This is a genomic window from Nocardia aurantiaca (genome assembly GCF_009708175.1).
Lineage (GTDB): Bacteria > Actinomycetota > Actinomycetes > Mycobacteriales > Mycobacteriaceae > Nocardia > Nocardia aurantiaca.
This window is the reverse complement of the sequence record NZ_WMBB01000008.1, coordinates 223,497-248,588: the sequence shown is the minus strand read 5'-3', so window position 1 is coordinate 248,588 and position 25,092 is coordinate 223,497. Positions and strand designations below refer to the sequence as shown.

Genomic DNA, 25,092 nt, shown 5'->3' with positions numbered 1-25,092 from the left:
CTTGCTACGGTTTACGCCGGTTTCGGGGCTGCCACACCACGAGAGCGGTGCTGCGCTGAGGCGGGGTCAGGTCTGCGGGCCGGTATCCGGCCCGCAGCCTTTCCACCTCGGCGGTCAGCTCGCTCACCCGCTGCTGCAGCTCTTCCACCTGGTTGGTGAGTTCGATGATCCGTTTGACGCCGGCCAGGTTCACGCCCTCGTCCTGGGACAGGCGTTGCACCTCGCGCAGCAGCTCCACATCCCGGCTCGAGTAGCGCCGCCCGCCGCCCGAAGTGCGTTGCGGTGTAACCAGACCCAGCCGGTCATAGGTACGCAGCGTCTGGGCGTGCATGCCCGCGAGCTGCGCGGCCACCGAGATCAGGAAGTACTGGACCTCGGTCTGCTTCGGATCGGAACTCATCACGCACCTGCCCATCCCGCACGTGGATCGAACCCGCTGGTGTTCTCCGCCTCCGCGTAACGTCGCAGCGCCTCGGTGGCATTGTCGTCCAGCTTCTGCGGCACCGCGACCTTCACGGTGACCAGCAGGTCACCGGCGCCGCCGCCGCGCTTGGGCACACCGCGCCCGCGCACCCTGAGGGTACGGCCGTCCGCAGTGCCGGGCGGCACCTTGACGCCCACGCGACCGTCCAGGGTCGGTACCGAAACAGTGGTGCCGAGCACCAGTTCGGCGTACGAGACCGGCAGCACCAGGGTCAGGTCATCACCATTGCGGCCGAAGACCTTGTCCTGACTGACGTGCACGGTGACGTACAGGTCGCCGGGTGGCGCGCCGCGCAGGCCCGCCTCGCCCTGACCGGCCAGCCGGATCCGCTGCCCATCGCGCACCCCCGGGGGAATGCGCACGGTGATGGTGCGGGTGCGGTTCTGGATGCCGGTGCCGCGGCAGTCGACGCACGGGTCGTCGATGATCGACCCGGTGCCCCGGCAGTCCTCGCACGGCTCGCTGAAGCCGAACGCGCCCTGGTTCCGGCTGACCACGCCGGTTCCGTTGCAGTGCGGGCAGACTCGCGGGCTGGTGCCCGGCTTGGCACCGCTGCCGTGGCAGGTGGTGCAGGCGGCCGGGCTGGTCATGCGCAGCGGAACGGTCACGCCCTGGGCGGCCTCGCGGAAGCCGAGGGTCGTCTCGGTCTCCACATCGGAACCGCGCCGGGGACGCGAGGACGTCCGCGCGCCACCGCGATTGAACAGTCCGCCCAGCAGGTCGCCCAGGCCGCCGTCGGCGCCCGCCCCGGCGGCCCCGCCGAAGATGTCGCCGAGGTTGAACTCGCCGGAGAACCCGCCGCCGGGCTGGCCGTAGCCGCCCCCGGGCGAGAATCCGCCGCGGCCGAAACCGCCGCCGGCGAACAGTCTGCGCGCTTCGTCGTACTCCTTGCGCTTCTCCGGATCCGACAGCACGGCATTCGCCTCGCTGACGGCCTTGAACCGGTCCTCGGCCTTGCTGTCCCCGGGGTTCTTGTCCGGGTGCAGGTCACGGGCCAGCTTGCGGTAGGCCTTCTTGATCTCGTCCTGGGTGGCGCTGGAGGAAACACCCAGATCCTTGTAGAAGTCCTTCTCGAGCCACTCCCGATTCACCGGGCATCTCCTCCTTTCCGTGTGGTCGGCGCCGGTGCGGAGAGCACCGGCGGAATCGTCGGCGACGCCGCAGGCGTCTGTGAATTACAGATCGGTGCCAGCGGCATCGGTGCCAGCGTTCGTCGTATCCGGCTGCGCCGCAGCCAGATCCGCCACACCGTCGGTGACGCCGACCAGCGCGTGACGCAATACCCGATCGCCGAAGCGGTAGCCCTTGCGCATCACCATGCCGAGCACCGGGTCCGCGCCACTGCCCTCGTGCTGCACGGCCTCGTGCAGGGTCGGATCGAAAGGCTCACCCTCCGAACCGAATTCCTCGAGGCCCTGCTTCTGCAGGGCGGTGACCAGCTTGTCCGCGACCGACTTGAGCGGTCCGGAGTCGAGGTCGCCGTGGGCGCGGGCGCGGTCCAGATCGTCGAGCACGGGCAGCAGTTCGCCCACCACCGCGGCCTTGGCGCTATCGATGGCGGCCTTGCGGTCGCGCTCGACCCGACGGCGGTAGTTGGCGTACTCCGCCGTCAGACGCTGCAGATCGGCTGTGCGCTCGGCCAGTTCGGCCGTGATCGCGTCGGCGAGGGCGTCCTCGCTGACCTCGGGAGTCTCCTCGGCCCCGAGGGCCGCGGCGGAACCGTCCACCGCGGCCTCGAAGTCCTCACCCGAGGGCGCGGAGCTTGCCGAGCGCCCATCGAACGCCGTCGAATCGGCGTCGTAATCCGGGTTCTGGTTCGTCACTTCTTCTCAGGCTCCTCGACGACCTCGGCATCCACCACGGTGTCATCGGACTGCGTGGCGCTCGCGCCGTCGCCCTGGGCGGCCTGCTCCGCGGCCGAGGCCTCGTAGATCGCCTGGCCCAGCGCCTGGGACTCGGTAGCGAGCTTCTCCACCGCGGTCTTGATGACCGCGATGTCGGTGCCCTTGAGCGCCTCGTTCGCCTCCGCGATGGCCGCCTCGACCTTGGTCTTGACGTCCGCGGGCACCTTGTCCTCGTTGTCCTTGATGAACTTCTCGGTCTGGTGCACCAGGGACTCGGCCTGGTTGCGGGTCTCCGCCTCCTCGCGACGCGCCCTGTCCTCGGCCGCGTGCGCCTCGGCGTCGCGCACCATGCGGTCGATCTCCTCCTTGGACAGGCCGGAGCCCTCCTGGATCTTGATCGTGTTCTCCTTGCCGGTGCCCTTGTCCTTGGCGGTGACGTGGACGATGCCGTTGGCGTCGATGTCGAAGGTGACCTCGATCTGCGGCACGCCGCGCGGGGCCGGCGGGATGCCGGTCAGCTCGAAGGAGCCGAGCAGCTTGTTGTGCGAGGCGATCTCGCGCTCACCCTGGAAGACCTGGATCTGCACGGACGGCTGGTTGTCGTCGGCCGTGGTGAAGGTCTCCGACCGCTTGGTCGGAATGGTGGTGTTGCGCTCGATCAGCTTGGTCATCACGCCGCCCTTGGTCTCGATGCCCAGCGACAGCGGGGTGACATCGAGCAGCAGGACGTCCTTGACCTCGCCCTTGAGCACACCGGCCTGCAGGGCGGCGCCGACGGCGACGACCTCGTCCGGGTTCACACCCTTGTTCGGCTCCTTGCCGCCGGTCAGCTCCTTCACCAGGTCGGAGACGGCGGGCATGCGGGTCGAACCACCCACGAGCACAACGTGATCGATGTCGCCGACCGAGATGCCGGCGTCCTTGATGACCGACTGGAACGGCTTGCGGGTGCGATCCAGCAGATCGGAGGTGATCTTCTGGAACTCGGCGCGGGTCAGCTGCTCGTCGAGGAACAGCGGGTTCTTGTCCGCGTCGACGGTGATGTAGGGCAGGTTGATCGAGGTCGACTGCGAGGACGACAGCTCGATCTTGGCCTTCTCAGCGGCCTCACGCAGGCGCTGCATGGCCATCTTGTCCTTGGTCAGGTCGATGCCCGAGGTGCCCTTGAACTTGTCGACCAGCCATCCGACGATGCGCTCGTCCCAGTCGTCGCCACCGAGGTGGTTGTCACCGGAGGTCGCGCGGACCTCGACGACGCCCTCGCCGATCTCCAGCAGCGACACGTCGAAGGTGCCGCCACCCAGGTCGAAGACCAGGATGGTCTGTTCCTTGTCGCCCTTGTCCAGGCCGTACGCCAGCGCGGCGGCGGTGGGCTCGTTGACGATGCGGAGCACGTTCAGGCCCGCGATCTGGCCGGCCTCCTTGGTGGCCTGGCGCTGCGCGTCCTCGAAGTAGGCGGGGACGGTGATCACGGCGTCGGTGATCTCTTCACCCAGGTAGGCCTCGGCGTCGCGCTTCAGCTTCATGAGCGTGCGCGCGGAGATTTCCTGCGGGGTGTACTTCTTGCCGTCGATCTCGACCGACCAGTCCTCGCCCATGTGGCGCTTGACGGACTTGATGGTGCGGTCGACATTGGTGACAGCCTGGTTCTTGGCGGGCTGACCGACAAGCACCTCACCGTTCTTGGCGAACGCGACGATCGACGGCGTAGTGCGCGATCCTTCCGAGTTGGCCACGACGACCGGTTCGCCGCCTTCGAGAACGGCGATGACAGAGTTCGTGGTCCCGAGGTCGATACCGACCGCACGAGCCATGGTGGTTCCTCCTAATTAAGTACCTGAGCGCCCCGAAACCTCTTCCGAGTGACCCCGGCGCACTTCGTCCCAGTAACACTGAGCGTGATCGGCTCAATCTTGCACCCACCGGCGGGTGGTGCGCAACCTTAACTTGAGTCTGACTCGCTCAACCTTGCTGACCACTCCCAACGGGTGCCGCACACCATCTATTCCCCGCGTCACAAAGAAAGTTCTTCGCGAGTCCGGCCCCAGGCCCATTGTGTCCACACCGGTCGGTTTTTAACCGCCGATGGGCCCGGATCGTGACCGGATCAGCTGGGCGGATAGATCGCCATCGGCTCGCCGGTGGCGGTGACCTTGAAATACCCGTGCTGGGAACCGTCGTCGACATACACGGTGACCACCGGATCGCCATCGACGCCACGCGCGATCTCGACATGCCCGATCCGGCCGTTCGGCACGCCCGCCGACTGCGGAGCTCCCGCGAGCAGACCCGCGATCTTCTTCAGATCCAGGACCGACATGTCGAAGATGTCCAAGCCCGGAGACCGCGCGATGTCGTCAGAGGAGTGGAAGCTGCCGTCGTAGCGAATGCGCGCGTCGCGCGGCGCCGACGGATCCTTGCGGCGCTCGATGATCACGTAGGTGGGGTAGAGGAGAACCTGATCGGCCTTGGTATCGCCGAAGTGGTCCCGATAGGCCGCGACGAAACCGGCGAGGCCCTGGCCGGTGGTCGGGTCCGGAATCGCGGGTGCGGACGCGGTCGTGCGCGAGACGCAACCGGCGAAGGCCCCCAGCAGGGCCGCGGCGACGACGATCGCGGCGGCGACGCGCATGCGCGTGGACGGGCCGCGCCGATTCACCCGCACCACAGGCGAATTCACCAGATTGGCCGGGATCTGCAGATCATCCAGTATCGCGTCCAGCTCACCGAAGGTCTTGGCCGCCATGGCCCGCGCGGTCCGGTGCGAGTGTTCGGACGCCGTGAGCTCGCCCGCGTCGCGGGCCGCGTCGAGCAGGGTGCAGGCGTCCACGCGATCGGTGTCGCGGGCCCGCAGCCCCTGGGAACGTGCATCAGCCATGGTCTCGCCCTATCCCCCGAACGCCAGGGTCCGCACGATCCGGCCGTCGAGGGTCGCCTCGATGTAGCCGTTCTCATTGGCCTTGTTGCCCACATAGATACGAACGATCGGCCCGGCGCTCGACCCCTCGACATCGAGGTGGCCGACCGTGCCCTGATCCACCTTGGTGAGGGCCGGAGCCTGGGCCGCCAGGGCCACGATGGCCTGCACGTTCAGGGCGGCCAGGTCCGCGGTCGGCGTCTGCGGCGACCGGGTCTGCGGTTGGTCGCCCTGGTCGAAACCGCCGCGATAGGTGTAGCGGACCGTACGGTCGGCCTGCACCCCCCGGGTGACCACCGCGTAGTCGGGGAACAGGTCGACCTCGTCGACGCGGGTGTCACCGAACTTTGCTCGGTAGGCCTCCCGGAAGTAGCTGATGCCCTCGGCCTCGGTGAGTTTCGGCCGGGGCAGCACCATCGGCTCGATGATCCCCAGATCCACCGCGGGCGGCCCGGCGGGGCGGGAAGGGGGACGGTCCACCGCCACGAAGGTGCCCACCGCCACCGCGATGCTCACGGCGGCCACACCGGCGGCGAACCAGTTCTCGCGCCGCGATGTGGGCGGGATCGGGTCCGGCCGGGCGTCGGCGGGCCGTTGCAGGTCGTCGGTGAGCTGGGCCAGTTCGCCCAAAGTCCGTGCCTCACCGGCGAGTTCGGTGAGGGTGCGGTGGTCGGCGGCGCTCAGCTGTCCGTCCGCGAGCGCGGCGTCGAGGAGCGTGCAGGTGGCCTGCCGGTCACCGTCGCGGGCCCGGGTGCGCGGCGGATAGCCGCCGGAGGACGGCCGCCGCGCGCGCTTGCCGGCGGGCGTGAGGTCGGCGGTCTTGGCGCTGGGCTGGAGATCGCCGATGAGGCGCTGCAATTCGCCGAGGGTCTGCGCGTTCTGCGCCTGCTCGGAGCGCTGGTGATACTCCTCGACCGCGAGCTCGCCCTCCGCGTAGGCGGCGTCGAGCAGCGTCCGCGCGTTGACGCGGTCGATGTCCCGCGCCCGCATGCGTCCGGTCGCGGGCGAATCCCCGACGGATCCGGACGATTTCGAGCTCACGCGGGGATCGTAGACGGATCCCGGATAAAACGCGCGGTTTCCGGCGGTGGTGGGACACGCCCGGGATGCGCGCCGACGTCCGAAATGCCGGGCTCGCGCGCGGTCGGCCACGAAGATCGGGAGCATCGATTTCCGCTGGTGAGGAGGCTCGATGCAGGCAAGGTTCGGTATTTCGATCCCGCCCGTCGCATCCGCGCTGCCGGACGTCATCGATATGGCCGTGGCCGCCGACGCCGACGGGCTGGACCTGGTGGCCATCCAGGACCATCCCTACAACGCGCAGTTCGGCGATGCCTTCGCGGTGATCGGGGCCTGTCTGGCGGCCACGGGGCGCGTCAGCCTCTACCCGGGCGTGGCGAATCTGCCGCTGCGCACCCCGTCCATGATCGCCAAACAGGCCGCCACCTTCGACCTGCTCAGCGGCGGGCGGTTCGAATTGGGTTTGGGTGCGGGCGCTTTCGAGAGCGGCGTGGTGGCCATGGGCGGGCCCGCCCGTAAGGGCCGGGCCGCGCTCATGGCGTTGGCCGAGGGCATCGCCATCATCCGGGCGGAGTGGCGGCCCGGGCAATTGGTGTCGGTGGTGGGCACCGAATACACGGTGCAGGGCATCGAGGGCGGGCCCGCACCCGCGCACGCCATCGGTATCTGGCTGGGGGCGATGGGACCGCACGCGCTGGATCTGATCGGGTCGGCGGCCGACGGATGGGTTGCACCGCTGCCGAATTGGATGCCATGGGAGCAGTGGGCCGATGCCAATGCCCGCATCGACGCGGTGGCGCGCTCGGTCGGCCGGGACCCGCGCACCATCACCCGGCTGGCGGCGCTGCCGGGCGTGGTGAGCGATCGGCCGCTGCACCCGAATCCCCGCGGCTCCGACCCGATTCACGGCTCACCCGAGGAATGGGCGGAGCTCATCGTGCGCCTGGCCCGCGACGCCGGGTTCGACACCTTCGTCTACTGGCCGCCCGGCTTCGACGTGGACCAGGTGCAGCGCTTCGCGCGACAGGTGGTGCCCCTCGCGCGAAAGCTGCTGGGGGACTGTTGAATCAGGCCTGCGCGGCCCTGGCGACCGCCTCGATCTGGCCGGGGAACTCGCTCGGCTGACCGACGCCGGTGGTGACCAGGTCGCGCAGGCTCTCGGTGATGTAGAAGGTCCACGCCGGGGAGCATGCCTCGTAGCACTCGTAGTCGGGCACGAGGCCGACGTGGGTGAAGCGGAGTTCGGTGCCACCATCGGTCGCGGCGATGTCGAAGCGGATCTCGGTGTTCACCCATTCGGTCTGGTCCTGGATGTAGGACATGTGATTGTCCTTCACCAACCAGACCACGCGCTGGTTCGGCACCACCTCGGTCAGTTCGATCTCGCTGCGGTGAACCCCGGGGGCCTCGAAGACGAATCGGTCGCCCACCCGCTCGGTGCCGCCCTGGATGCCGGGCGACCACCAGCCGCGGGCGTCGATGACGGCGGCGAAGACCTCGGCAGGCGTGCGGTCGACGGTGATGCTGGTGGTGAAGTTCTGATCAGTCATGGCAGGTCCATTTCTTTACTGAGAACACAGGGCGGTTCGGAGTGGACTGTCTCGCGAGAACTTACTTTCATCACGATAGTGGCGTTGCTTGCATCACACAAGCGGATCCGGCAACCTGGAGACATGTTGGGACGCATGTACGACGGGGAGGTGTGCTCGGCCGCGCGCACGCTCGAGCTCGTGGGCGAACGCTGGAGCCTGCTCATCGTGCGCAATGCCATGTTCGCCGGGATGAGCCGGTTCACCGAGTTCCAGCGCGCGCTCGGCATCGCGCCGAACATTCTCACCAAGCGGCTCGCCGAATTCGTCGAAGCCGGAATCTTCGAGCAGCGCACCGGCACCGGCAGCGGACACCCCGAATACCTGCTCACCACGAAGGGACTCGACCTGAAGCCGGTCATCCTGGCGCTCACCGCATGGGGCGACCGCTGGGCCGCACCGGACGGGCCGCCGGTCACCTACCGGCATGCCGGCTGCGGCGGGAAAGTCCATGTACGCCTGGACTGTTCGGACTGCGACGCCACGCCCGGCCTGGCGGAGGTGACGGCCGAACTCGCGCCCTGGGCCTACGAGTTGAAGTACGGGACGCCGCCGTCAGTCCAGTAGCGGGAACCGGCCCGAGCGCAGCAGTCCGGCGATGGCCTCCATCTTCGCCTGCGGGGCGGCGTAATCCGGATGCGCGCCGAGCACGGCGGCGGCATCGTGCAGGCGAACCATCTGCCGCTCGGCCTCCTCGACACCGCGCCCGCCCGGTGTGATCGGATGCGCGGCGAAAGCAGGGCGGCGCGGATCAACCCGTCCCAGTTCGATGGCCTTCTCCACCCGGCGCGAGCACCGGCAGAACGCCTGCGGATCGGCGAGGCCACACGCGGATCGCAGGAAGTTTCCGAGCCGTTTCTTGGCCCGCTCCACCCGTTTCCGGTACGCGGCCGCCGTCACGCCGACTATCCAGGCGGCCTCATCGGAACTCACCTCGAAGACGTCGGAAAGCACGTAGGCGATGCGTTCGTCACGGCCCAGGCATTGGAGCATGGCCTGGCTGCAATTGAGCCGCACCTCATGGGTGAGCAGCGTGGATTCCGGACCGCGGTAGTCCTCGTCGGCCAGGTCGTCCCGCAATACCTCGCCGAACTGATCGAGGCTGAGCTGCTGGGCCTCCAGCGGCGTCTGCCGCTTCAGATTCAACAGGTAGTTGACACCGATGCGGTAGGCCCAGGTGGTGAGCTTGGCCTCGCCGCGCCAGCCGGCGAGATTGCCGACCACCCGCACCAGGATTTCCTGGGTGGCGTCCTCGGCATCGGCGGGCCGCCAGACCATGCGCAGCGCGAGCCGGTAGATCGGATCCTGCAGCAGCCGAACGACATCCGAGACGGCGGCGCCATCGCCCTCGACGGCCCGCGCCACGAGCTCACGCTCGTCGATTTCCGATCCGGTGTCCATGTCGCCAGCATAGGGATCGCGGGGCACAGCGTCTGCGCCCCGCGATCAGCCCTGCCACGGCGAAACCAGGCTAACCGGTCGAAGCGCCCGGCCGCGAAAGCCGGCGCGTCATGCGACGGTCGAGGCGGTGGTGAGCGCGTGCCGGCGCATCCACTCGGCGACGGCCTGCCCGATGGCATCGGGCTGATCCTCCGGGCAGTGGTGCCCGGCCGGTCCGATATTCGCGAGCTCGGCCGATGCGAAGGTCTTCATCGCCCACTCCATCGCCGCCGGCGAGCCCAGGCCGACACCGTCCTCGACGTGCATGACCAGCTTCGGCACCTCGGGGCTGGAGGCCATCCACCTGCCGTAGTTCTCGATGCGGGCGACCACGTCGGCGGGCTCGCCGTCCAGCGGGAATTCGCGCGGCCACGCCAGCATCGGCTTGCGGGACTCCGGGGTCGGGTAGGGCGCGCGGTAGGCGTCCAAGGCCTCGGGGGTCAGACTCCGGGTGGAGGCGGGCAGGTTGAATTCGATGAACATATTGCGTTCCAGCACCATCTCCTCGCCTTCGGGAGAACGGAAGCGGCGGAAGAGTTCCGCACCCTGCGGCGGCATCTCCGACCACCGCATGGGGCGCAGGAAGGTCTCCACCACGGCGATCCCACGCACCCGCTCGGGATGCCGTGCGGCCCAGTCCATTCCGAGCGCACCGCCCCAGTCGTGGCCGACGATGACAACCTGGTCCAGGTCCAGGGCGTCGAACCAGGCGTCCAGGTAGCGGACGTGATCGACGAAGCGGTAGTCGCTGTCCGGCTTGCCGGAGGCGCCCATGCCGATGAGATCCGGTGCCAGGGCCCGGGTTTCACCGCTCACGTGCGGGATGACATTGCGCCAGATGTAGGAGGAGGTGGGGTTGCCGTGCAGGAAGACGACGGGAACCGCACCACCGCCGGTGTCGGTGTCGGTGTAGTTGATGAACGAGTCCAGAACATCGATGGTGGCCATCGTGGTGTCCTTCCGGGTGAGTTGCCTACACCTGGTTGGACACCCGCCGGGACGGCTTGTGACAGGACCTAGATGTGATCTGGGTCATACATCGGCATGGTGCCCGGCTCGTGCGTCAGCCCTGGGTGGACACCCGGCGTGAGGCCGTTGCCGATCGCGGCCCGCCGCAGCATGGCCAGCAGGCGCGCCCGATCCTCGGGGGTGAGCATGCCCAGCAGTTCGTCATTGAGCCGATCGGCTATCACGGACGCGCGCGCGATCATCTCGCGCCCGGCGGGAAGCAGGTGCACGGCGTGGGCGCGGCGGTCGACGGGGTGTTTGCGGCGCTCGACCAGGCCGCGCTTCTCCAGGTTGTCGATCAGGCTGACCATCACATTGCGGTGGATCCCGAGCGCATCGCACAACTGCTGCTGGGTGCGGCCGTCATTGGCCTCCAGGATGCGCAGAGTGCCGTACTGCGGCGGTTTGATGTCCAGCGGCGCGAGCAACTGGTCGAAGCGGTACGCGGCGTGAGAGCCCAACTGCGCCAATAGGAATGCCGCGCTATCGACCAGGGACCGGTACTCGGGATCGACGTCCTTCACCCGCACAGCCTACCTTAACGCCCGAAGAGTGATTGCACTCTTGATTGATAATCACTTCAGGTGCATAGTTTGACATTGGGAGCTCCACCCGTATCGAAACGAAGAGAGTTCGCAGTGGATACCGACAACACCCCCGCCCTCGATCCACGCCGCTGGATCGCCTTCGCCGTCGTGCTGGCCGCCGGATTCATGGACCTGCTCGACGTCACCATCGTCAATGTGGCCGTACCCAGCATCCAGAAGGACCTGGGCGCGGCCTACTCGCAGATCGAATGGATCATCGCCGCCTACGTGCTGTCCTTCGCGGCGGTCCTCATCACCGGCGGCCGACTCGGCGACATCTACGGCCGCAAACGCCTATTCCTGTTCGGTATGGCCGGATTCACCGCGGCCTCGCTGGCCTGCGGCCTGGCCTCCTCGCCCACACTGCTCATCGGCTCCCGGTTCGCGCAGGGCGCCATGGCCGGGCTCATGGTGCCGCAGATCCTGGCCATCATTCGCGTCACCTTCCCGAAGGACGAACGCGCCAAGGCCATTGCCGTCTACAGCGGCGTCGGCGGATCCGCCTCCGCGGTGGGACTCGCGCTGGGCGGGCTGCTGGTGCAGTGGAATCTGTTCGACCTGGGCTGGCGACCCATCTTCCTGGTGAACGTACCGGTCGGCGTGATCGCGCTGGCGGCCGCGACCATGGTCATGCGTGATTCGCGCTCCGCGCACGCGCCGCGACTGGACATCGTCGGCATGGTGCTGGCCGTCTCCGCGGTGCTGCTGCTGGTGTACCCGCTCACCGAGGGCCGCCGATTGGATTGGCCCGCCTGGACTTTCGCCATGATCGGCGCGTCGGCCCTGGTGTTCGTCGCCTTCGGCGTCTACGAGCGGTGGCGGGGCCGGACCGCCGGATCACCGCTGATCGACCTCGACCTGTTCCGGTCGCGGCCGTTCACCGTGGGTTTGGCGAGCTGGCTGCTGTTCTGGATCGGCTTCGGCGGGTTCTTCCTGACCTGGACGCTGTTCATGCAGGCCGGCCTGGGCTGGTCGCCGATGCGGGCCGGGCTCACCTCGGTGTTCTTCGCGGTCGGCGCGGGCATCGGGGCGGGCGTGTCGGTGAGCGCGTTGGCGCCGCGGTTCGGCAAATGGGTGCTGCTGGCCGGCGGGCTGGTGACCGCGGGCGGCTTCGCGCTCTACGGCGCGCTGGCCACGCGCTACGAATCCGATTTCGCCTCATGGCAGATGGTGTTCCCGCTGCTGGTGACCGGTATCGGATTCGGCATCGTGGTCGCGCCCACCATCGACATGCTGCTCGGGCAGATTCCCGACCGCGAGGCCGGAGCCGCGTCCGGTCTGCTGAACACCGGACAGCAGCTGGGGATGGCGCTCGGCGTGGCGCTGGTCGGGATCCTGTTCTTCGCGCAGCTGGACCACGATTCGGCGCGCGGCGTGGATTCCGTTGCGACGCATACCCACACCGAGCTGGCGGCGGCGGGGGTGCCCGGGCCCGCGCAGGAGCAGATCCTGGCGAACTTCCGGGCGTGTGTGCGGGACCGCTCGGCCGAGGTGGATCCCTCCGTGGTCCCGGCCAGCTGCCAGTCGGCGCCCACCGCGAATCCCGCGATCGGCCAGACCCTCACGCGCGCGGGCGAACAGGCCAATGCGGTCAACTTCGCGCACACCTTCCAACACACGCTGCTCTGGGGCGTCGGGCTGATGGCGCTGGTGTGCCTCGGCTTCCTGGCGCTGCCGCGCGACACCCGGCTCGAGCCGCATGAGGCCGAGACCGAGGAGGAGGAACTCGTCGGCATCTGATCCCACACCGGCGGGATCAGACGGCACGGGCCGCGGGTTCGGTGAAATCACCGAACCCGCGGCCCGTGCCGGTGAACAATCCAACTGTCACCGACTTTCGACAGGAGCCAGTCATGCGTGCGGCCGTGGTCAGCAAGGGCGAATTCCAGGTCGAGGACCTACCGGCACCGGTAGCCGGGCCCGGTCAAGCGCTCATCTCGGTGACCCGCTGCGGCATCTGCGGCTCCGACCTGCACGCCCGCGTGCACTGCGACGAACTCGCCGACCTGGCCGCCGCCACCGGCTACGACCATTTCATGCGCTCCGACCAGCGGATCGTCATGGGGCACGAATTCACCGGCGAGATCGCCGAATACGGTCCCGGCACCCGCCGCCGGTGGAAGCCCGGCACGCCCGTGGTGGCGATGCCCATCCTGCGCAACGGTCGCGGGCCGGAGCTCACCGGGCTGTCCGCCCACGCGCCCGGCGGGTACGCCGAGCAGGTGCTGGTGCAGGAGCCCATGACCTTCGCGGTCCCCAACGGTCTGTCCCCCGACCACGCCGCGCTCACCGAGCCGATGGCCGTGGCCTGGCACGCGGTCCGCAGGAGCCGGATCGCCAAGGGGCAGACCGCATTCGTCATCGGATGCGGGCCCATCGGGCTGGCCGTCATCACCATGTTGAAGGCGGCGGGCGTGCATACCGTCGTGGCCAGTGACTTCTCACCGCGCCGGCGCGAGCTTGCGGACAGGTGCGGGGCCGATGTGGTGGTCGACCCGACCACCGAAGCACCGTGGGCGGCGACGCCGAAACAGCCGCGCATCACCGGCGCCGCCGACCTCCTCAATCTGGCCTTCGACGCCATGGAACGACTGCGCCGCATCCCGACCATCCCGTGGTGGTATCTGTTCCGCGCCGCGCACACGCTCAACCGCGGGCCGGCCGGGCCGGTCGTCTTCGAATGCGTCGGAGTGCCCGGCATCATCGACCAGATCCTCACCGCCGCGCCGCCTTTGACCCGCGTGGTGGTCGTGGGCGTGTGCATGCAGCAGGACAACTTCCATCCCGCCAGGGCCATCAACAAGGAGATCGAGCTGCGATTCGTCTTCGGCTACGACCCGGGCGAGTTCCGCGACACCCTCCACATGATCGCCGACGGCAAGGTGGATCCCAGCCCCCTGATCACCGGCACCGTCGGGCTCGACGGCATCGACACGGCCTTCACCACGCTCGCCTCCCCGGAGCACCACGCCAAGATCCTGATCGACCCGCGCAGCGACCGCACCGCGCCCTGAAATCGGGCGCGGCGCTCTCGGCCGTTCCGGACTAGCGGCCAGGCCGTAGCGCCGGGAAAGGCGTGGTCGGTGGTTCGTGGAGGATGTCCAGCAGGCCCTCGGCGCTGCGAGCCGCGGTCAGGCAGGCATTGGCCGTGAACTGATCGGCCAGTGGGTGGCGGGCCCGGGCGCGCCACTTCTGAACGGCGGCCAAGGCGGCCTCGCGCTGCGTGGCGAGATCGGTGTGGGTGGCCAGGCCCAGGCGCAGCGTGGGAGCCACGCCGGTGCCGCCGATGAGACGGTTGAGTTCGGCCAGATCGTCCGGCGGCAAGGGCAATTCGTCCGCGCGTAGGTGGGCGAGCAGGCGGAGTTCGGCGAAGCCGTGGACATCGGCGAGCAGGGTGCGCACGCGCGGGAGCAATGCATCGGCGGCCGAACCCGGATTGGCGGCGAGGACGCGGGCCAGGGCGGTGAGCGCCGAGTGGGCCTTCAATTCGTCCGCACGCTGGGCGAATTGGACGTCCAGGACGGTGCGGAGTTCGTCGAGGCCGCTGCGGGCGGAGAGTTCGGCGGCCAGCGCCTGCGAACCCCGGACACCGAGCCGGATCAAGGTGACGGCCAAGCGAATGCCGAACAGGCCGAAGCGGGCGGTGAGGTGGGCACGCAGCTCGGCCGGGACCGGCAGGGGCAGGTCCGGATGGGCGAAACGATCGGCGGACAGCAGGGCCGCGGTCAACTCGTCCACCGGGATGGCGGCCAGCGCCTCGAAGGCGTCGTACTCGCGCTGGCGCAACGTGGCGGCGGCGAAGGCCAGCAGGCCCGCGACCGGAATCACGGACTGGCACAGGCCGGTTCGCTCCAGCTCGGTCGCGAACCGGGAGGCCACATCGCGGGCGGAATGCAGGGCATCGATGCGGCCCGCGCCGATCTCGTCGGCGCGCGACACCACGCCGACCACGCCGAGCGGGCCCGAGAAGCTCTGCGGCGCTCCGGTGCTCCCGCTCGAACCGGCGCCGATGCGCTCCAGGAAATCGACATCGGCGGCGTCGAGGCGGCGCAGCAGATACAGCACGGCGTCGGCGGGCGGCAGGGCCGGGCCCCCGGGCGTGAGCAGCCGCGACGTGCGGGCCGACACCTCACGCGAGAGGGAGGAGATGCCGGGCGTGTCGATGATGATGGTCTGCGCCAGCTCCGCCGACGGCCACTCCACCGCCAGGTGATCCACCTCGCGCGGGGCCGGCGAATTCCAGCGCAGCGCCGACAGATCGAAGGTGAGCCCGTGCGCGCCCGGCAGCCCCTCGGCGCCGCGCCCGCGCCGCACCACCACGTCCGCGCGCGACCCGTCGAGGCTGTACGCGGTCACCCGCGGCGCGGTCCCATTGCGATACCAGGTGACCAGCCGCGTGCACTCGGTCGCGTCGGTGGGCGCGATGTCCTGCCCGACCAGCGCGTTCAACAGCGTCGACTTGCCCGCCTTGAGCTGGCCCGCCAACGCCACCCGCAGCGGCTCGTCCAGCCGCCGCGCGCACTCGTCCAGCTGCCCCCGCACCCGCGGCCGGTCGCCCAGCGCCCGACGCGCCGCCGCCACCAGCCCGCGCGTCTCCGGCACCAGCCCATACCCGACACCGCTCGCGTCGTCCCTCACAGGCTCCCGATTCCGAAGCACACCGCACCTCCACGCATCGCAGGGCATTCGCCCGGACACGCCGAATCGTTATCAGAACTGACCGGCTCTCACAGCGAATTCCCAGTACCGAGAGCCGGCTCACGCCAGCTCCCGCGCACCGAATCCGCTCGGTATCCCCTGATCTTGCCCGGATCGACTCGAAACGCCCGCCTCGTCCCCGGCGCGGCGCGACCGATCACCACCGCGGTGCCCCGACCGCGACCCGCGGCCGAGGGCACCGCGGCCCCTCAACGCGCTACCCAGCCCGCCGAGAGGAACACGCTGACCACGCGGATTCGACGACCTCGGCACCGGTCGCGGTCTACCGTTCGCCGAAGTCCACGAAACAATGCTGCGCGACGCTGGGTGCGGGGGCGCTCACGGTGCCGCGGTCCGCACGATCCTCAGCGAGCATTGGGTGGCAACTGGTGACGGTCGGACGGGGGCAGGGAGGCCGGATCCGCCGGGCCGAGCAAGGCGTCGGCGTGGCGGCGGAGTTCGGCCACGACGCGCAGGCGGCGCTCGAGTTCGGCGGCGCGTTCGGTGCGGCGGGCGGCCTCCAGGTTGGCGGCCTCCTGGGCGGCGCGCAGGGACTCGTCGATGGAACGCACAGTGCGGTCGGCGACGGCGGTGAAGTGGTCGCGCAGCAGGCGGTGGATGCGGTGCAGGCGGTCCTTGGTCTCCTTGCCGGTGTGGAAGGCGATGTCGTCGAGATAGCGGCGCACCGCCATCTTGGCGTCGGCGCGGCGCTTGGCCAGGCGGGCCTTCTTGTCATCGCTGAAGGCCTTGCCGCCCAGCAGGACTCCCGCGCCCAGCGAGAGCGGGTTGATCAGGGCCAGCCCGGCCATGGTGCCGACCATGCCCGCCATCACCACGCCGCCGTAGGAGCCGCGCACACCCACCAGCAGCTTGTGCCCCAGGCCCAGATCGGGTTCCAGGTCGGCGAGGGTGCAGGATGCGGCGCGGGAGTCGTCGTCGAGGGTGTCGCGCACCTCGGGCAGGTCCACAGTGCCGAGATCGGTGAAGTGGGTGGCGACCTGCTCTGCCAGTTTCACCGCGCGGGTGCCCGTCCACACCAGGTTGTCGCCGACGGCGGAACCGACAGTGGCCGTGAGCCATTCCTCCATGCTGTCCCAGTGCCGGCCGGGATCGTGCTGGTCGATCCAGTCCTCGGCGGTGCGGGCGATATCGCGCAGGCGGTTGCGCAGATCGTGGTCGATATCGCCGGCCAGATCGGTGATGCCATCGCCCAGTGTCTGCTGCCAGGCGGCGGTATGGCGGTGCAGCTTCTCCGCTTCGGTCTTGGCGGCGTGCAGTTCCCGGATGGCGGCCGCGCCTCGTTCGGGATCGCGCAGCGCGACCAGTTCGCTGCCCGATGCCAGCGCCAGATGCTCGGCGGCGGAGGAGATGTCGAGCGCGACCGCGCGCTGGACGGCCTGCTGATCCCGGGCCACCACCTGCTCGCGCAGGAATTGGAACACCAGCCCGAACCCGGACTCACGGCCCAGCCCCTCATCCTGCAGCCGCATGGCGTGCGCGCGCAGCACTGCCGACACCGGCAGCATTGGCATCTCGATACCGTTGGCGCGCAGATGCTTCCGGTTCGCCTCGAACACCTGCCGCCAGTGCGGGTACAGATCGATCTTGGTCACCAGCACCGCGACCGCCGGGCACAGCTCCCGCACTTGACGCAGGAAATCCACTTCGGTCTCGGTGAGTTCGGTGGAGGCGTCGGTGAGCACCAGCACCGCGTCCGCCGCCGGTGCCTGCGCGAGAACGCTTGCCGCACCGGTGGTTCCGTGTGCGCCCAGCCCGGGCGTATCCACCACCACGATGCCGTCCGCGAGCAGCTGACTCGGAGCCTCGAGCTCGAGCCGCAGCACGGCGCGGCCCTGCGGACTGCGCGGCGTGATCCTCGTGACCACCTCGAAAGGCACCGGCTCCCTGGTGTTCGCGCCACCGTCCGCGCCCGCCGCCACCACGGTGGCACGCGGTTGCGCGCCGTAGGACAGCACCGTGGTCACCGTGGTGGTGACGTCATCGGCGACCGCGCACACGTCCATATTGACCAGCGCGTTGACGAACCGGCTCTTGCCCTGATTCCCCAACCCGGCCACCACGATCCGCCGCCGCGGATCCCGGACCTTGCCCGCCACGGTCTCCAGCCGGGCGACCAGATCCCCGCGTTCCGCGGCCTTCGCCACGGCGATGGCCTCCGAAACCATCGCCAGCAGCGGATTCGCCGCCACCATGCCCGTCACAGCTTGCTCACCGACCCCGTTCCAGCCGTCCCTATTCCGAGAGGAAGTCGCTGGCCGCGGGCCGGCCCGCGGTCAGCGACCCCCAACCTACGAGTGCAGGATGCCGCCGACGATGTCGCCGCCCGCGTGCGCCCCGAGATCCACCCCGGTGTGGGCCCCACCATCCCCGAACAACGAGGCATCCGCACCTGTGGTGGTATGCACGCCGCCCCCGAAGGCTTGCGAAACATCCACACCGGCCCAGGGATTCGCACCCGCACCGTGCAGTCCGGCATCGACCGCCGTCCCACCGTGCACCCCGGCATCCAGCCCGCTCCCCACTTGCACGCCCCCACCGGCCTGCGTGGCCCCGGAAACCCCGGCATCCAGCCCGCTGCCGACCCCCGCCACCGCGTTCCCGACACCGGTCAACCCGGTGTCCACACCGGCACCGACCCGAGTCCCCGCGTCCAGCGCCGAATGCACACCCGCATCCAGACCGCCTCCGGCCTGTGTCCCAAGGCCCGCACCGACATTCGCGGCACCGTTGAGCCCGGTCTCCAGTCCGGCCCCGACCTGAGTTCCCGCCCCGAGCGCGGAGTGCACGCCCGCATCCAGGCCACTGCCGACCTGTGCCCCCAGGCCCGCACCGACATTCGCGGCACCGTTGAGCCCGGTCTCCAGTCCGGCCCCAACCTGGGTCCCGGCCCCCACGGTCGTGTCGAGCCCGCTCTGCACGCCCGCGCCGAGGCCGACGGTCGCGTCACCAACGCCGGAAATGCCCGTTTCCAAACCACTTCCGACCTGTGCGCCCAGCCCGGTGCCCACATTCGCGGCACCGTTCAGCCCGGTCTGCAAACCCGCTTCGAGCTGGGTTCCGGCGCCGACCGCGGTATCGACGCCCGCGCCGAGCCCCCCGCCCAGCTGCGCACCCAGATCCGCGCCGGTGGTCAAGCCCGTGTGCAGGCCACCATCGAGGCCCGCGCCCAGCTGCGTGCCCCCGCCGATGAGCGTGTCGGCCGCACCTGACAATCCGGTCTCGATACCGCCTCCGACCTGTGTGCCGAGGCCCGCGCCGATATTCGCGGCACCGTTCAGCCCGGTCTGCAAACCCGCCCCGGCCTGGGTCCCGGTACCCGGCACGGTGCTGATTCCCGTGTCGAGACCCGTACCCACGCCCAGATTCGCGCCGGTGTTCAGGCCTGCGGAGAGCCCGGTGTCGAGTTCGCCGCCGAGCTGGCTGCCGACGCCGACCACGGTGTCGGCCGCGCCCGAAAGCCCGGTCTCCAGGCCGCTACCCAGCTGCGCGCCCGCGTTCGCCGCACCATTGAGACCGGTCTGCACGCCGAGCCCCGTAGCGAGTGCACTGTCGATTCCGGCGGAAAGTCCTGCGCCGAGGCCGGTTTCGAGCTGCCCGCCGAGATCGCCGGCCGTGTTCACCGCGCCGATGACGCCCGTCTGCACCCCGGCGCCCGCACCGAGGGCGGAATCCAGTGCGCCGACGACACCCGTCTGGAGGCCCGCGCCGACGCCCGTGGCCGAGTCGAGGGCGCCGGTCAGACCGGTCTGAAGGCCCGCGGTCGCGGAGTTGACGACGCCGGAGAGATTTGCGCCGAGGCCGGTTTCGAGGTCGCCGGCGGTGGTGACCGCGCCGGTCAGGCCCGCACCGACCTGGGTGACGGCGTCGAGAGCACCCTGGATGCCGGTCTGCAGGCCCGCGCCGGCAGCCAAGCCGCCGGTGAGGGCGGAGGTCAGGTCGGCGCCGGCCTGCGCGCCGACGACACCGCCCAGATCGGCTTCGACCCCGGTGGCGACTTCACCTGCCGCGCCGAGCGCGCCGCCGAGTCCGGCGGACAGGCCCGCCCCGATGTCGGTGGCCCCGCCGACGACCGCGCCGACGCCATCGGACAGTCCCAGTTCGAGACCGGTGCCGGCGTCGGCGCCCAGGACCACCTGGGTGGCGGTGGCGGTGCCGAGGTTCACGCCCGCGGTGTCGCCGATCGCGGCCGAGCCAGTGGTCCCCACCCCGCCGTTCGCCCCGGCGCCGACACCGAGGCCGGTGTCGGCGCTCAGGCCCGTGACCCCGCCCGCGGCAATGATGTCGGACAGCTGCGAACCTCCGGCAACCAGCGCGGATTCGGCCACCATGGGCGCCACGGCGGCAATGTCCTCCGGGGTGACAGTGGCGAGTCCGGCATCGGCCAGCGCCGCGCCCGGATTGTTGCAATAGCTGACCGCGGCCTCGTGGTCGCGCAGCAGATTGAGGATGAACTCGAGGATTGCGTTGGGGCTCATGGCGAATCGTCTCCCTGGATGGGCGGGCCCCACTGACCCGCGCTGCTCGAATTTCCTTTCACGTTAGGAACCCGTCCTGTTACGGGTAACGGGGTGAACTCCCCCAAGTTCCACATCCGTCGCCTACGGGGGTGGGCAAACATTAGGGGAATATCCCCATACGTTCCCGGGAATCGGTAACGGGTTCCCCTCAGCTGCCGACAGGCCGGGTGGGCCGCCCGGCCTAACCCGAGGTTTTCGTACATATCGGACCGAAGAACTTTCGGCACGCGATCCGCACGACGCGTGGTGGTAATGACAGGGGAACTCGAATGAGTCAGGGGCTGGCGCTCGGCATCACCGTCGGGTCGTCGAATACGGTTGCCGTGACGACTTCGGGGGGACAACAACGGCTGCATACCCGGCCCAGCATGCTGGGCACGGAGCCGGAAGTGCCGGACAGCTTCCTGTCCCGGGTCGGGGATCCCGTGGACATTCGCACCCGCGACGGCTCCGCTGTGCGTGCCGCTGACCTGGTGGCGGCGGCCATCGGCCGCGCACTGGACGATATGGGCCCGGCCGCCGCATCGGTCGCCTGCTACCCGGCTTGGTGGTCGCACCACAGCGTGGAGATGCAGCGGACCGCGCTGGACGCGGCCGGCCTGGACACGGTGGCCCTGGTCCCGGAGCCGACGGCGGCCATGCGCTGGCTGCAGGAGGTGCACGAGTCCAGCCATGACGGCGCGATGGTGGTGTACGACCTCGGGGCCACCGGCCTGACGGTTTCGGTGGTGCGCACCGGACCCATGTCGGGCCTGCTGGGCGAGCCGGTACGAACCACCGAGGTCGCGGGCTCGGAATTCGATCTGCTGACGATGCGCTTTGTGCTCGCACATGCGGTTGGCGGAAAGGATTTCGATCCTTTCGACCCTTTGGTGGAACAAGAATTGGCGGCACTCCGCGTTCGCTGCAAAATTGCGAAAGAAACTCTGTCCACAAATACCGCCACCATGGTGCCGGTGCGTTTGCCCGCCCTGGGTGGCATGGACGTACGACTGGTTCGCGACGATATCGAGGAACTGCTGCGGGGTCCGCTTCTCGATTCGACCGATCTGGTCCGTGAGGCCCTGCGCCGGGCCGGTCTCAGCGCGGCCGATCTGGATGGCTTCCTGCTCACCGGCGGCGGTGCCGGCATACCGCTGGTAACCGAGCTGCTGTCCACCGAATTCGGTATCCCGGTCGCGGCCGCCGCCGATCCGGCGCACCTGAGCGCGCACGGCGCGGCCCTGCTGGCCGCCGACCTGCTCGCCGACACCACCGAGACCGAGGCGCACCCGGCCATCGCGGTCGGCGGCGCGAGCCACGCCGGGGCCGACGACGACACCGCGCTCACCGCCTTGCGCACCGCCACCGGTCTCCCCCAGCGCATGCGGGCCGGCTTCATAGCCGAGCCCGCCGACGCCGAACCACCGGGTCGGGGCGGCGGCATCGAACAGCGGGCTGAATCCGCTGCGGCCAAGCGCCTTCCGCTGCTCCCCGACCTGCCGGAAGAGGAGCCCGCCGGCGGCTTCCGCCATTGGAAGCGGCTGGCGGTGATCGGCGCGGCCGCCGTCGCGGTGGCCGCGGTCGCCACCGGCACCCTGGCCATGGGCACCGGTTCCCAGCCGACGCCGGCGAATCCCGCCGGGACACAGTCCTCTTCGACCTCACCGGTCGCGCTGGACGCCCCCGCGCCCAGCGGTGCGGCCGCCTCCGGCACCCCGGCCCCCGTGGCGGGCAGCCCGGTCGGCTCCACCAAGCCCGCGCGGCAGCCGGGCGGCGCCAAGCCCGGCAGTCCCGCCACCACCGCGGCCGCGCCCCCGGCGCCGGGGACCGGCGATCCGAACACCCCGGCCGCGCAGGCGGATACCCCTTCCCCACAACAGAATCCGGCGAACACCCAGCCGCAGCAACAACAACCGGTCCAGGTGCCGCAGCTGCCGACATTCCAGCAGCCGACGGTGCAGGCGCCGAACATAACGCTCCCTACGGGCGCACTGAACAATACGGTCGATCAGCTCGGCAACGCCGTCCCACCGGTGCCGACGCAGATCATTCCGCATACCGGCGGCTGAGAGTTGGTTCTCCGTGACAGGCATTACCCCAGTCGCGCTGGATTCGCTTCCGTGCGCGCGAGAAATCTTCCGGGAACTGGATTCCGACGATTCAGCCTCGGTGCTGTACCTCATCCGGGGCCGCTCCGGCACCGGTAAATCCACCCTGCTGGGCGCGATCCGGGCGCGGCTGCGCGCCCGCGGCGTCCCGCATACCGACAATCCGGCGCATCTTCTGCGTCCGCCCGGCTCCGCGCGCACCGACCGCCACACCGGTCGCGTCGCCCTGATCGTCGACGACGCCCACGCGCTCGGCCCGGCCGAGTTCGACATGCTCTGCGCCGCCGCCGAATCCGGGGAGTACGCGGTGGTGATCGGGATGCGCCCGCGACCGCACGACGCGCGGCTGCGCGGGCTCGCCGATCTGGTGGCGCGCCGTGGCCGGGTGGTCGATCTGCGCGCCCTGGGCGCCACCGAGATCGCCCCGTTCGCCCGCGAACTGGGCATGATGGTGCCGCGCGGGCTGGCCCAGCACATCCACCGGCAGACCGGCGGCATCCACGGCGGTGTGGTGGCAGCCCTGACCGCCGCCTGCGCGACCCGACTGGACGCGGGCGTGGCCGCGGTCGATCAGGCGGTGACGGCGTGGGCGCGGGCCCGCCTCGACGACGCCGACCCGGACCTGCTGGACGCCCTGGTGGTAGCGGCCATCGGCGCGGGCCTGGACACCGATGAGCTCGCCGAGGTGCTCGATATCTCCCCGGCCGCCGCCCAGGATCTGGTGGACCGGTCCCGGGGCAGCGCCCTGGTCACCGATGCCGATCTGCTGCTCTCCCCGGCCGTCGCGCCGTTGCGGACCCTGGTCGGCGACCGACGCTTCCTGAGCGTCGCCCGCCGCCTGCTGCACGCGCGGCTGGACGCCGGGCTGCTGCGCGACCACACCGCGCTGCTGCTCGCCGAATCGGGTGTCCGCGACGAACGGCTGGCCGAATTCCTCTGTGCCGCGGCCGAGCGGGCCGGCGACGAGGCGGTCCGCCATTACGCGGCCGCGGCCGCCGCCGGCGCCGATCCGGAGGCGCTGGCCGTGCGTTGGGCCGACGCCGCCGCCCGGGCCGGGGACGGCGACACCGCCCTGCGCCTGGCCGAACCCACACTGGCCAATCCGTCGATTCCGCTGGCCGATCTGGCCGCCGCGGTCCGCATCTGCGCCGGCGTCTGGACCCGGCGCGGCCTCGCCACCCGGGCCGCCCAGCTCTACACCTGGCTGGGCGCCACCCGCGTGGGCCCGGACTGGGCGGTCGCCGCGACCGTGCTGTATCTGTCCGGCGATTCCCTGGGCGCACAGGCACTGTCGGTCAATGCCGCCCAGTGGCCGCCCACCGAGGCCACCTCGCGCGCGGCGTCGATCGCCAACGCCCTGTTCGACACCATCGGATCGACATGCGCCCCGGGCGATTTCGCCGTGGCGCGACGCGCCGATGGCGGCAACGGACACTCCGGGTCCCAATTCCCGTCACCGCCACAGACGTTCGGCGCGCCCGCCGCCCGGACCGGCGCGCCCCACGCGGCCGCGGCCAGACCCGCTCCCGCCGAACGACCGCGTGCCGAGTCGACCGGTTCACCGGTGAAATCGGCCGCGGGCGAACCGAATGCCTTCGGAGCCGTCTCGGCCCCGACCGGTTTCACCGCGGAGATGACGGCGATCGCGCCGACCACCCTCGCGGTGCAGCGCTTCACCAGCCCGGCACGGGCGCGGCGCGGCGCGGCCGTCGCGGCGGCGTCCGCGTTGATCCAGGCCGCGCACTCCGGACCGGCTCCCGCGGACGATGGCGGGGATCGCTTCCTGCCGTGTTCGGCGGTCTCCATCGCGGTGCTCCTATGCCTGAGCATGGGTGATCCGCGCCGGGCCGCGGACGCGCTGCGCGGGACGGGCCGCGATCCCCAGTGCCTGGTCCTGGGCGCGTGGGTGGCCATGCTGGGCGGCGACGAGCATTCGGCGGCCACCCTCGTGTCGGAAGTCCGGGTGGCGGAACTGGATCCGCGCGACCGCCTGCTCGCGCACGGCGTGATCGTCGGCCTGGCGCGGCGCAGCGGCGATCACGCGGCGCTGGCGCTGGCCTGGCAGCAGGCCTTCCCGCTCTTCGACGAGGTCAGCGCGGACCTGCTGGCGCTGCTGCCCATCGGCGAACTGTGGCTGGCGGGCATCCGCCTGCGGGACGAGACCCGGATGACCGCGCTGGTGACCGCCGCCGACGAACTGCTGCGCCAACTGGGCGAGCCGCCCGCCTGGTCGAATGCCTTCCACTGGTACGCGATTCAGGCCGCCATCGCCCAGGAGAGCCCGGAAGCCCTGCTGCCGCATGCCCATCGGCTGAAGACCTCCGCCGCGGCGGGCGACCCGCAGGCCGCCGCGCTGGCGGACGCGGGCCGCACCTGGGTGCTGGTGCTGCGTGGTCAGGTGGTACGCGACCAGGTGGAGGGCGCGGTGGCGCGTCTGGCCGGACTCGGCCTGCGCTGGGACGCGGCCCGCCTGGCCAGTGAGGCCGCGCTGGCGGCGGGCGACTCCGCCACTGCGACCGCGCTGCTCAAGCTGGCCCGCACGGTGCGCGCGCAGGCCCGGCCACCGGAGTCGCCGGTGCGCGCACCCGAGCCCACGGCCCCGCAGCCGCGTGCGGAACCGATCGCCGATACCGTGCTGAGCGAACGCGAGCGTGAGGTGGCCGAACTGGTACTGCTGGGCTTGACGTACCGGGAGATCGGGGCGCGGCTCTACATTTCGGCCAAAACCGTGGAACATCACGTGGCCAGGATGAGACGTCGAATCGGTGCCGGCTCGCGTTCGGAGCTATTGTCAATGCTTCGCGCCATGGGTCACGGTTCACTGCTCGTCTGACCTCCGCGCGAAGAGCACCCGGACGCACCGAGCGAGGTAACGAG

Annotated in this window: 18 protein-coding genes and 1 pseudogene; 6 read left to right on the top strand and 13 right to left on the bottom strand. The window is 70.2% G+C overall.

Translation table 11 applies throughout. The features are described from left to right. Positions 1-4: 4 nt before the first annotated feature. The 6 genes from GLP40_RS18865 to GLP40_RS18840 form a co-directional block, all read right to left on the bottom strand. Complete coding sequence (locus GLP40_RS18865; protein ID WP_154789235.1) at positions 5-400, bottom strand: heat shock protein transcriptional repressor HspR; 396 nt, start codon at positions 398-400, stop codon at positions 5-7. Beyond that, on the bottom strand, positions 400-1,575 hold the full coding sequence (gene dnaJ, locus GLP40_RS18860; RefSeq protein WP_328290357.1) for a molecular chaperone DnaJ: 1,176 nt from the start codon (positions 1,573-1,575) through the stop codon (positions 400-402). Before dnaJ ends, GLP40_RS18865 begins: the two co-directional genes overlap by 1 nt. Positions 1,576-1,659: 84 nt before the next feature. After that, entirely contained in the window at positions 1,660-2,307 is a 648-nt protein-coding gene (gene grpE / locus GLP40_RS18855) for a nucleotide exchange factor GrpE (RefSeq protein ID WP_328290356.1), read from the bottom strand. Further along, entirely contained in the window at positions 2,304-4,142 is a 1,839-nt protein-coding gene (gene dnaK, locus GLP40_RS18850) for a molecular chaperone DnaK (RefSeq protein WP_154789234.1), read from the bottom strand. Before dnaK ends, grpE begins: the two co-directional genes overlap by 4 nt. A gap of 293 nt (positions 4,143-4,435) precedes the next feature. Next, a complete protein-coding gene (locus GLP40_RS18845) occupies positions 4,436-5,206 on the bottom strand; it encodes a DUF1707 SHOCT-like domain-containing protein (RefSeq protein ID WP_154789233.1) in 771 nt (256 codons plus the stop codon). A gap of 9 nt (positions 5,207-5,215) precedes the next feature. After that, a complete protein-coding gene (locus GLP40_RS18840; RefSeq protein WP_196054723.1) occupies positions 5,216-6,286 on the bottom strand; it encodes a DUF1707 SHOCT-like domain-containing protein in 1,071 nt (356 codons plus the stop codon). A gap of 151 nt (positions 6,287-6,437) precedes the next feature. Between GLP40_RS18840 and GLP40_RS18835 the strand changes: the two genes are divergently transcribed. Then, on the top strand, positions 6,438-7,331 hold the full coding sequence (locus GLP40_RS18835) for an LLM class flavin-dependent oxidoreductase (protein ID WP_154789231.1): 894 nt from the start codon (positions 6,438-6,440) through the stop codon (positions 7,329-7,331). Between the two features lies 1 nt (position 7,332). On the opposite strand, the gene GLP40_RS18830 is transcribed toward GLP40_RS18835, so the two are convergent. Then, entirely contained in the window at positions 7,333-7,815 is a 483-nt protein-coding gene (locus GLP40_RS18830; protein WP_154789230.1) for an SRPBCC family protein, read from the bottom strand. Positions 7,816-7,938: 123 nt separating this feature from the next. Here GLP40_RS18830 and GLP40_RS18825 point away from each other — a divergent pair, with 123 nt between their 5' ends. Continuing rightward, positions 7,939-8,421, top strand: a complete 483-nt coding sequence (locus tag GLP40_RS18825; protein WP_154789229.1) for a winged helix-turn-helix transcriptional regulator — start codon at positions 7,939-7,941, stop codon at positions 8,419-8,421. On the opposite strand, the gene GLP40_RS18820 is transcribed toward GLP40_RS18825, so the two are convergent. The 3 genes and pseudogenes from GLP40_RS18820 to GLP40_RS18810 all read right to left on the bottom strand — a co-directional run bounded on the left by GLP40_RS18820 (position 8,410) and on the right by GLP40_RS18810 (position 10,826). Further along, complete coding sequence (locus GLP40_RS18820; RefSeq protein ID WP_154789228.1) at positions 8,410-9,255, bottom strand: RNA polymerase sigma factor; 846 nt, start codon at positions 9,253-9,255, stop codon at positions 8,410-8,412. The genes GLP40_RS18825 and GLP40_RS18820 overlap by 12 nt on opposite strands. A 108-nt stretch (positions 9,256-9,363) precedes the next feature. Continuing rightward, positions 9,364-10,245, bottom strand: a pseudogene (locus GLP40_RS18815) (haloalkane dehalogenase); the annotation flags it as partial. 65 nt (positions 10,246-10,310) lie between these two features. After that, on the bottom strand, positions 10,311-10,826 hold the full coding sequence (locus GLP40_RS18810; protein WP_328290355.1) for a MarR family winged helix-turn-helix transcriptional regulator: 516 nt from the start codon (positions 10,824-10,826) through the stop codon (positions 10,311-10,313). A 114-nt stretch (positions 10,827-10,940) separates the two neighbouring features. On the opposite strand from GLP40_RS18810, the gene GLP40_RS18805 reads away from it, so the two are divergent. Both GLP40_RS18805 and GLP40_RS18800 read left to right on the top strand, forming a co-directional pair. Then, positions 10,941-12,629: an MFS transporter gene (locus GLP40_RS18805; protein WP_328290354.1), complete on the top strand. Its 1,689-nt coding sequence runs from the start codon at positions 10,941-10,943 to the stop codon at positions 12,627-12,629. Positions 12,630-12,742: 113 nt separating this feature from the next. Continuing rightward, the gene (locus GLP40_RS18800; protein ID WP_154789226.1) at positions 12,743-13,903 is read left to right on the top strand and encodes a zinc-binding dehydrogenase; all 1,161 of its coding nucleotides are present in this window, start codon (positions 12,743-12,745) and stop codon (positions 13,901-13,903) included. 31 nt (positions 13,904-13,934) lie between these two features. On the opposite strand, the gene GLP40_RS18795 is transcribed toward GLP40_RS18800, so the two are convergent. The 3 genes from GLP40_RS18795 to GLP40_RS18785 all read right to left on the bottom strand — a co-directional run bounded on the left by GLP40_RS18795 (position 13,935) and on the right by GLP40_RS18785 (position 20,083). Next, positions 13,935-15,527 (bottom strand): dynamin family protein, encoded by a 1,593-nt coding sequence (locus GLP40_RS18795; RefSeq protein ID WP_407671623.1) that lies wholly within the window; start codon positions 15,525-15,527, stop codon positions 13,935-13,937. A 425-nt stretch (positions 15,528-15,952) separates the two neighbouring features. After that, positions 15,953-17,800, bottom strand: coding sequence for a dynamin family protein (locus GLP40_RS18790; RefSeq protein ID WP_154789388.1), 1,848 nt, complete (start codon positions 17,798-17,800; stop codon positions 15,953-15,955). Between the two features lie 96 nt (positions 17,801-17,896). Then, entirely contained in the window at positions 17,897-20,083 is a 2,187-nt protein-coding gene (locus GLP40_RS18785) for an IniB N-terminal domain-containing protein (RefSeq protein ID WP_154789225.1), read from the bottom strand. Between the two features lie 311 nt (positions 20,084-20,394). Between GLP40_RS18785 and GLP40_RS18780 the strand changes: the two genes are divergently transcribed. Continuing rightward, entirely contained in the window at positions 20,395-22,176 is a 1,782-nt protein-coding gene (locus GLP40_RS18780; RefSeq protein WP_154789224.1) for an Hsp70 family protein, read from the top strand. 22 nt (positions 22,177-22,198) lie between these two features. After that, on the top strand, positions 22,199-25,048 hold the full coding sequence (locus GLP40_RS18775) for a LuxR C-terminal-related transcriptional regulator (RefSeq protein WP_407671628.1): 2,850 nt from the start codon (positions 22,199-22,201) through the stop codon (positions 25,046-25,048). The last annotated feature ends 44 nt before the right edge of the window (positions 25,049-25,092 follow it).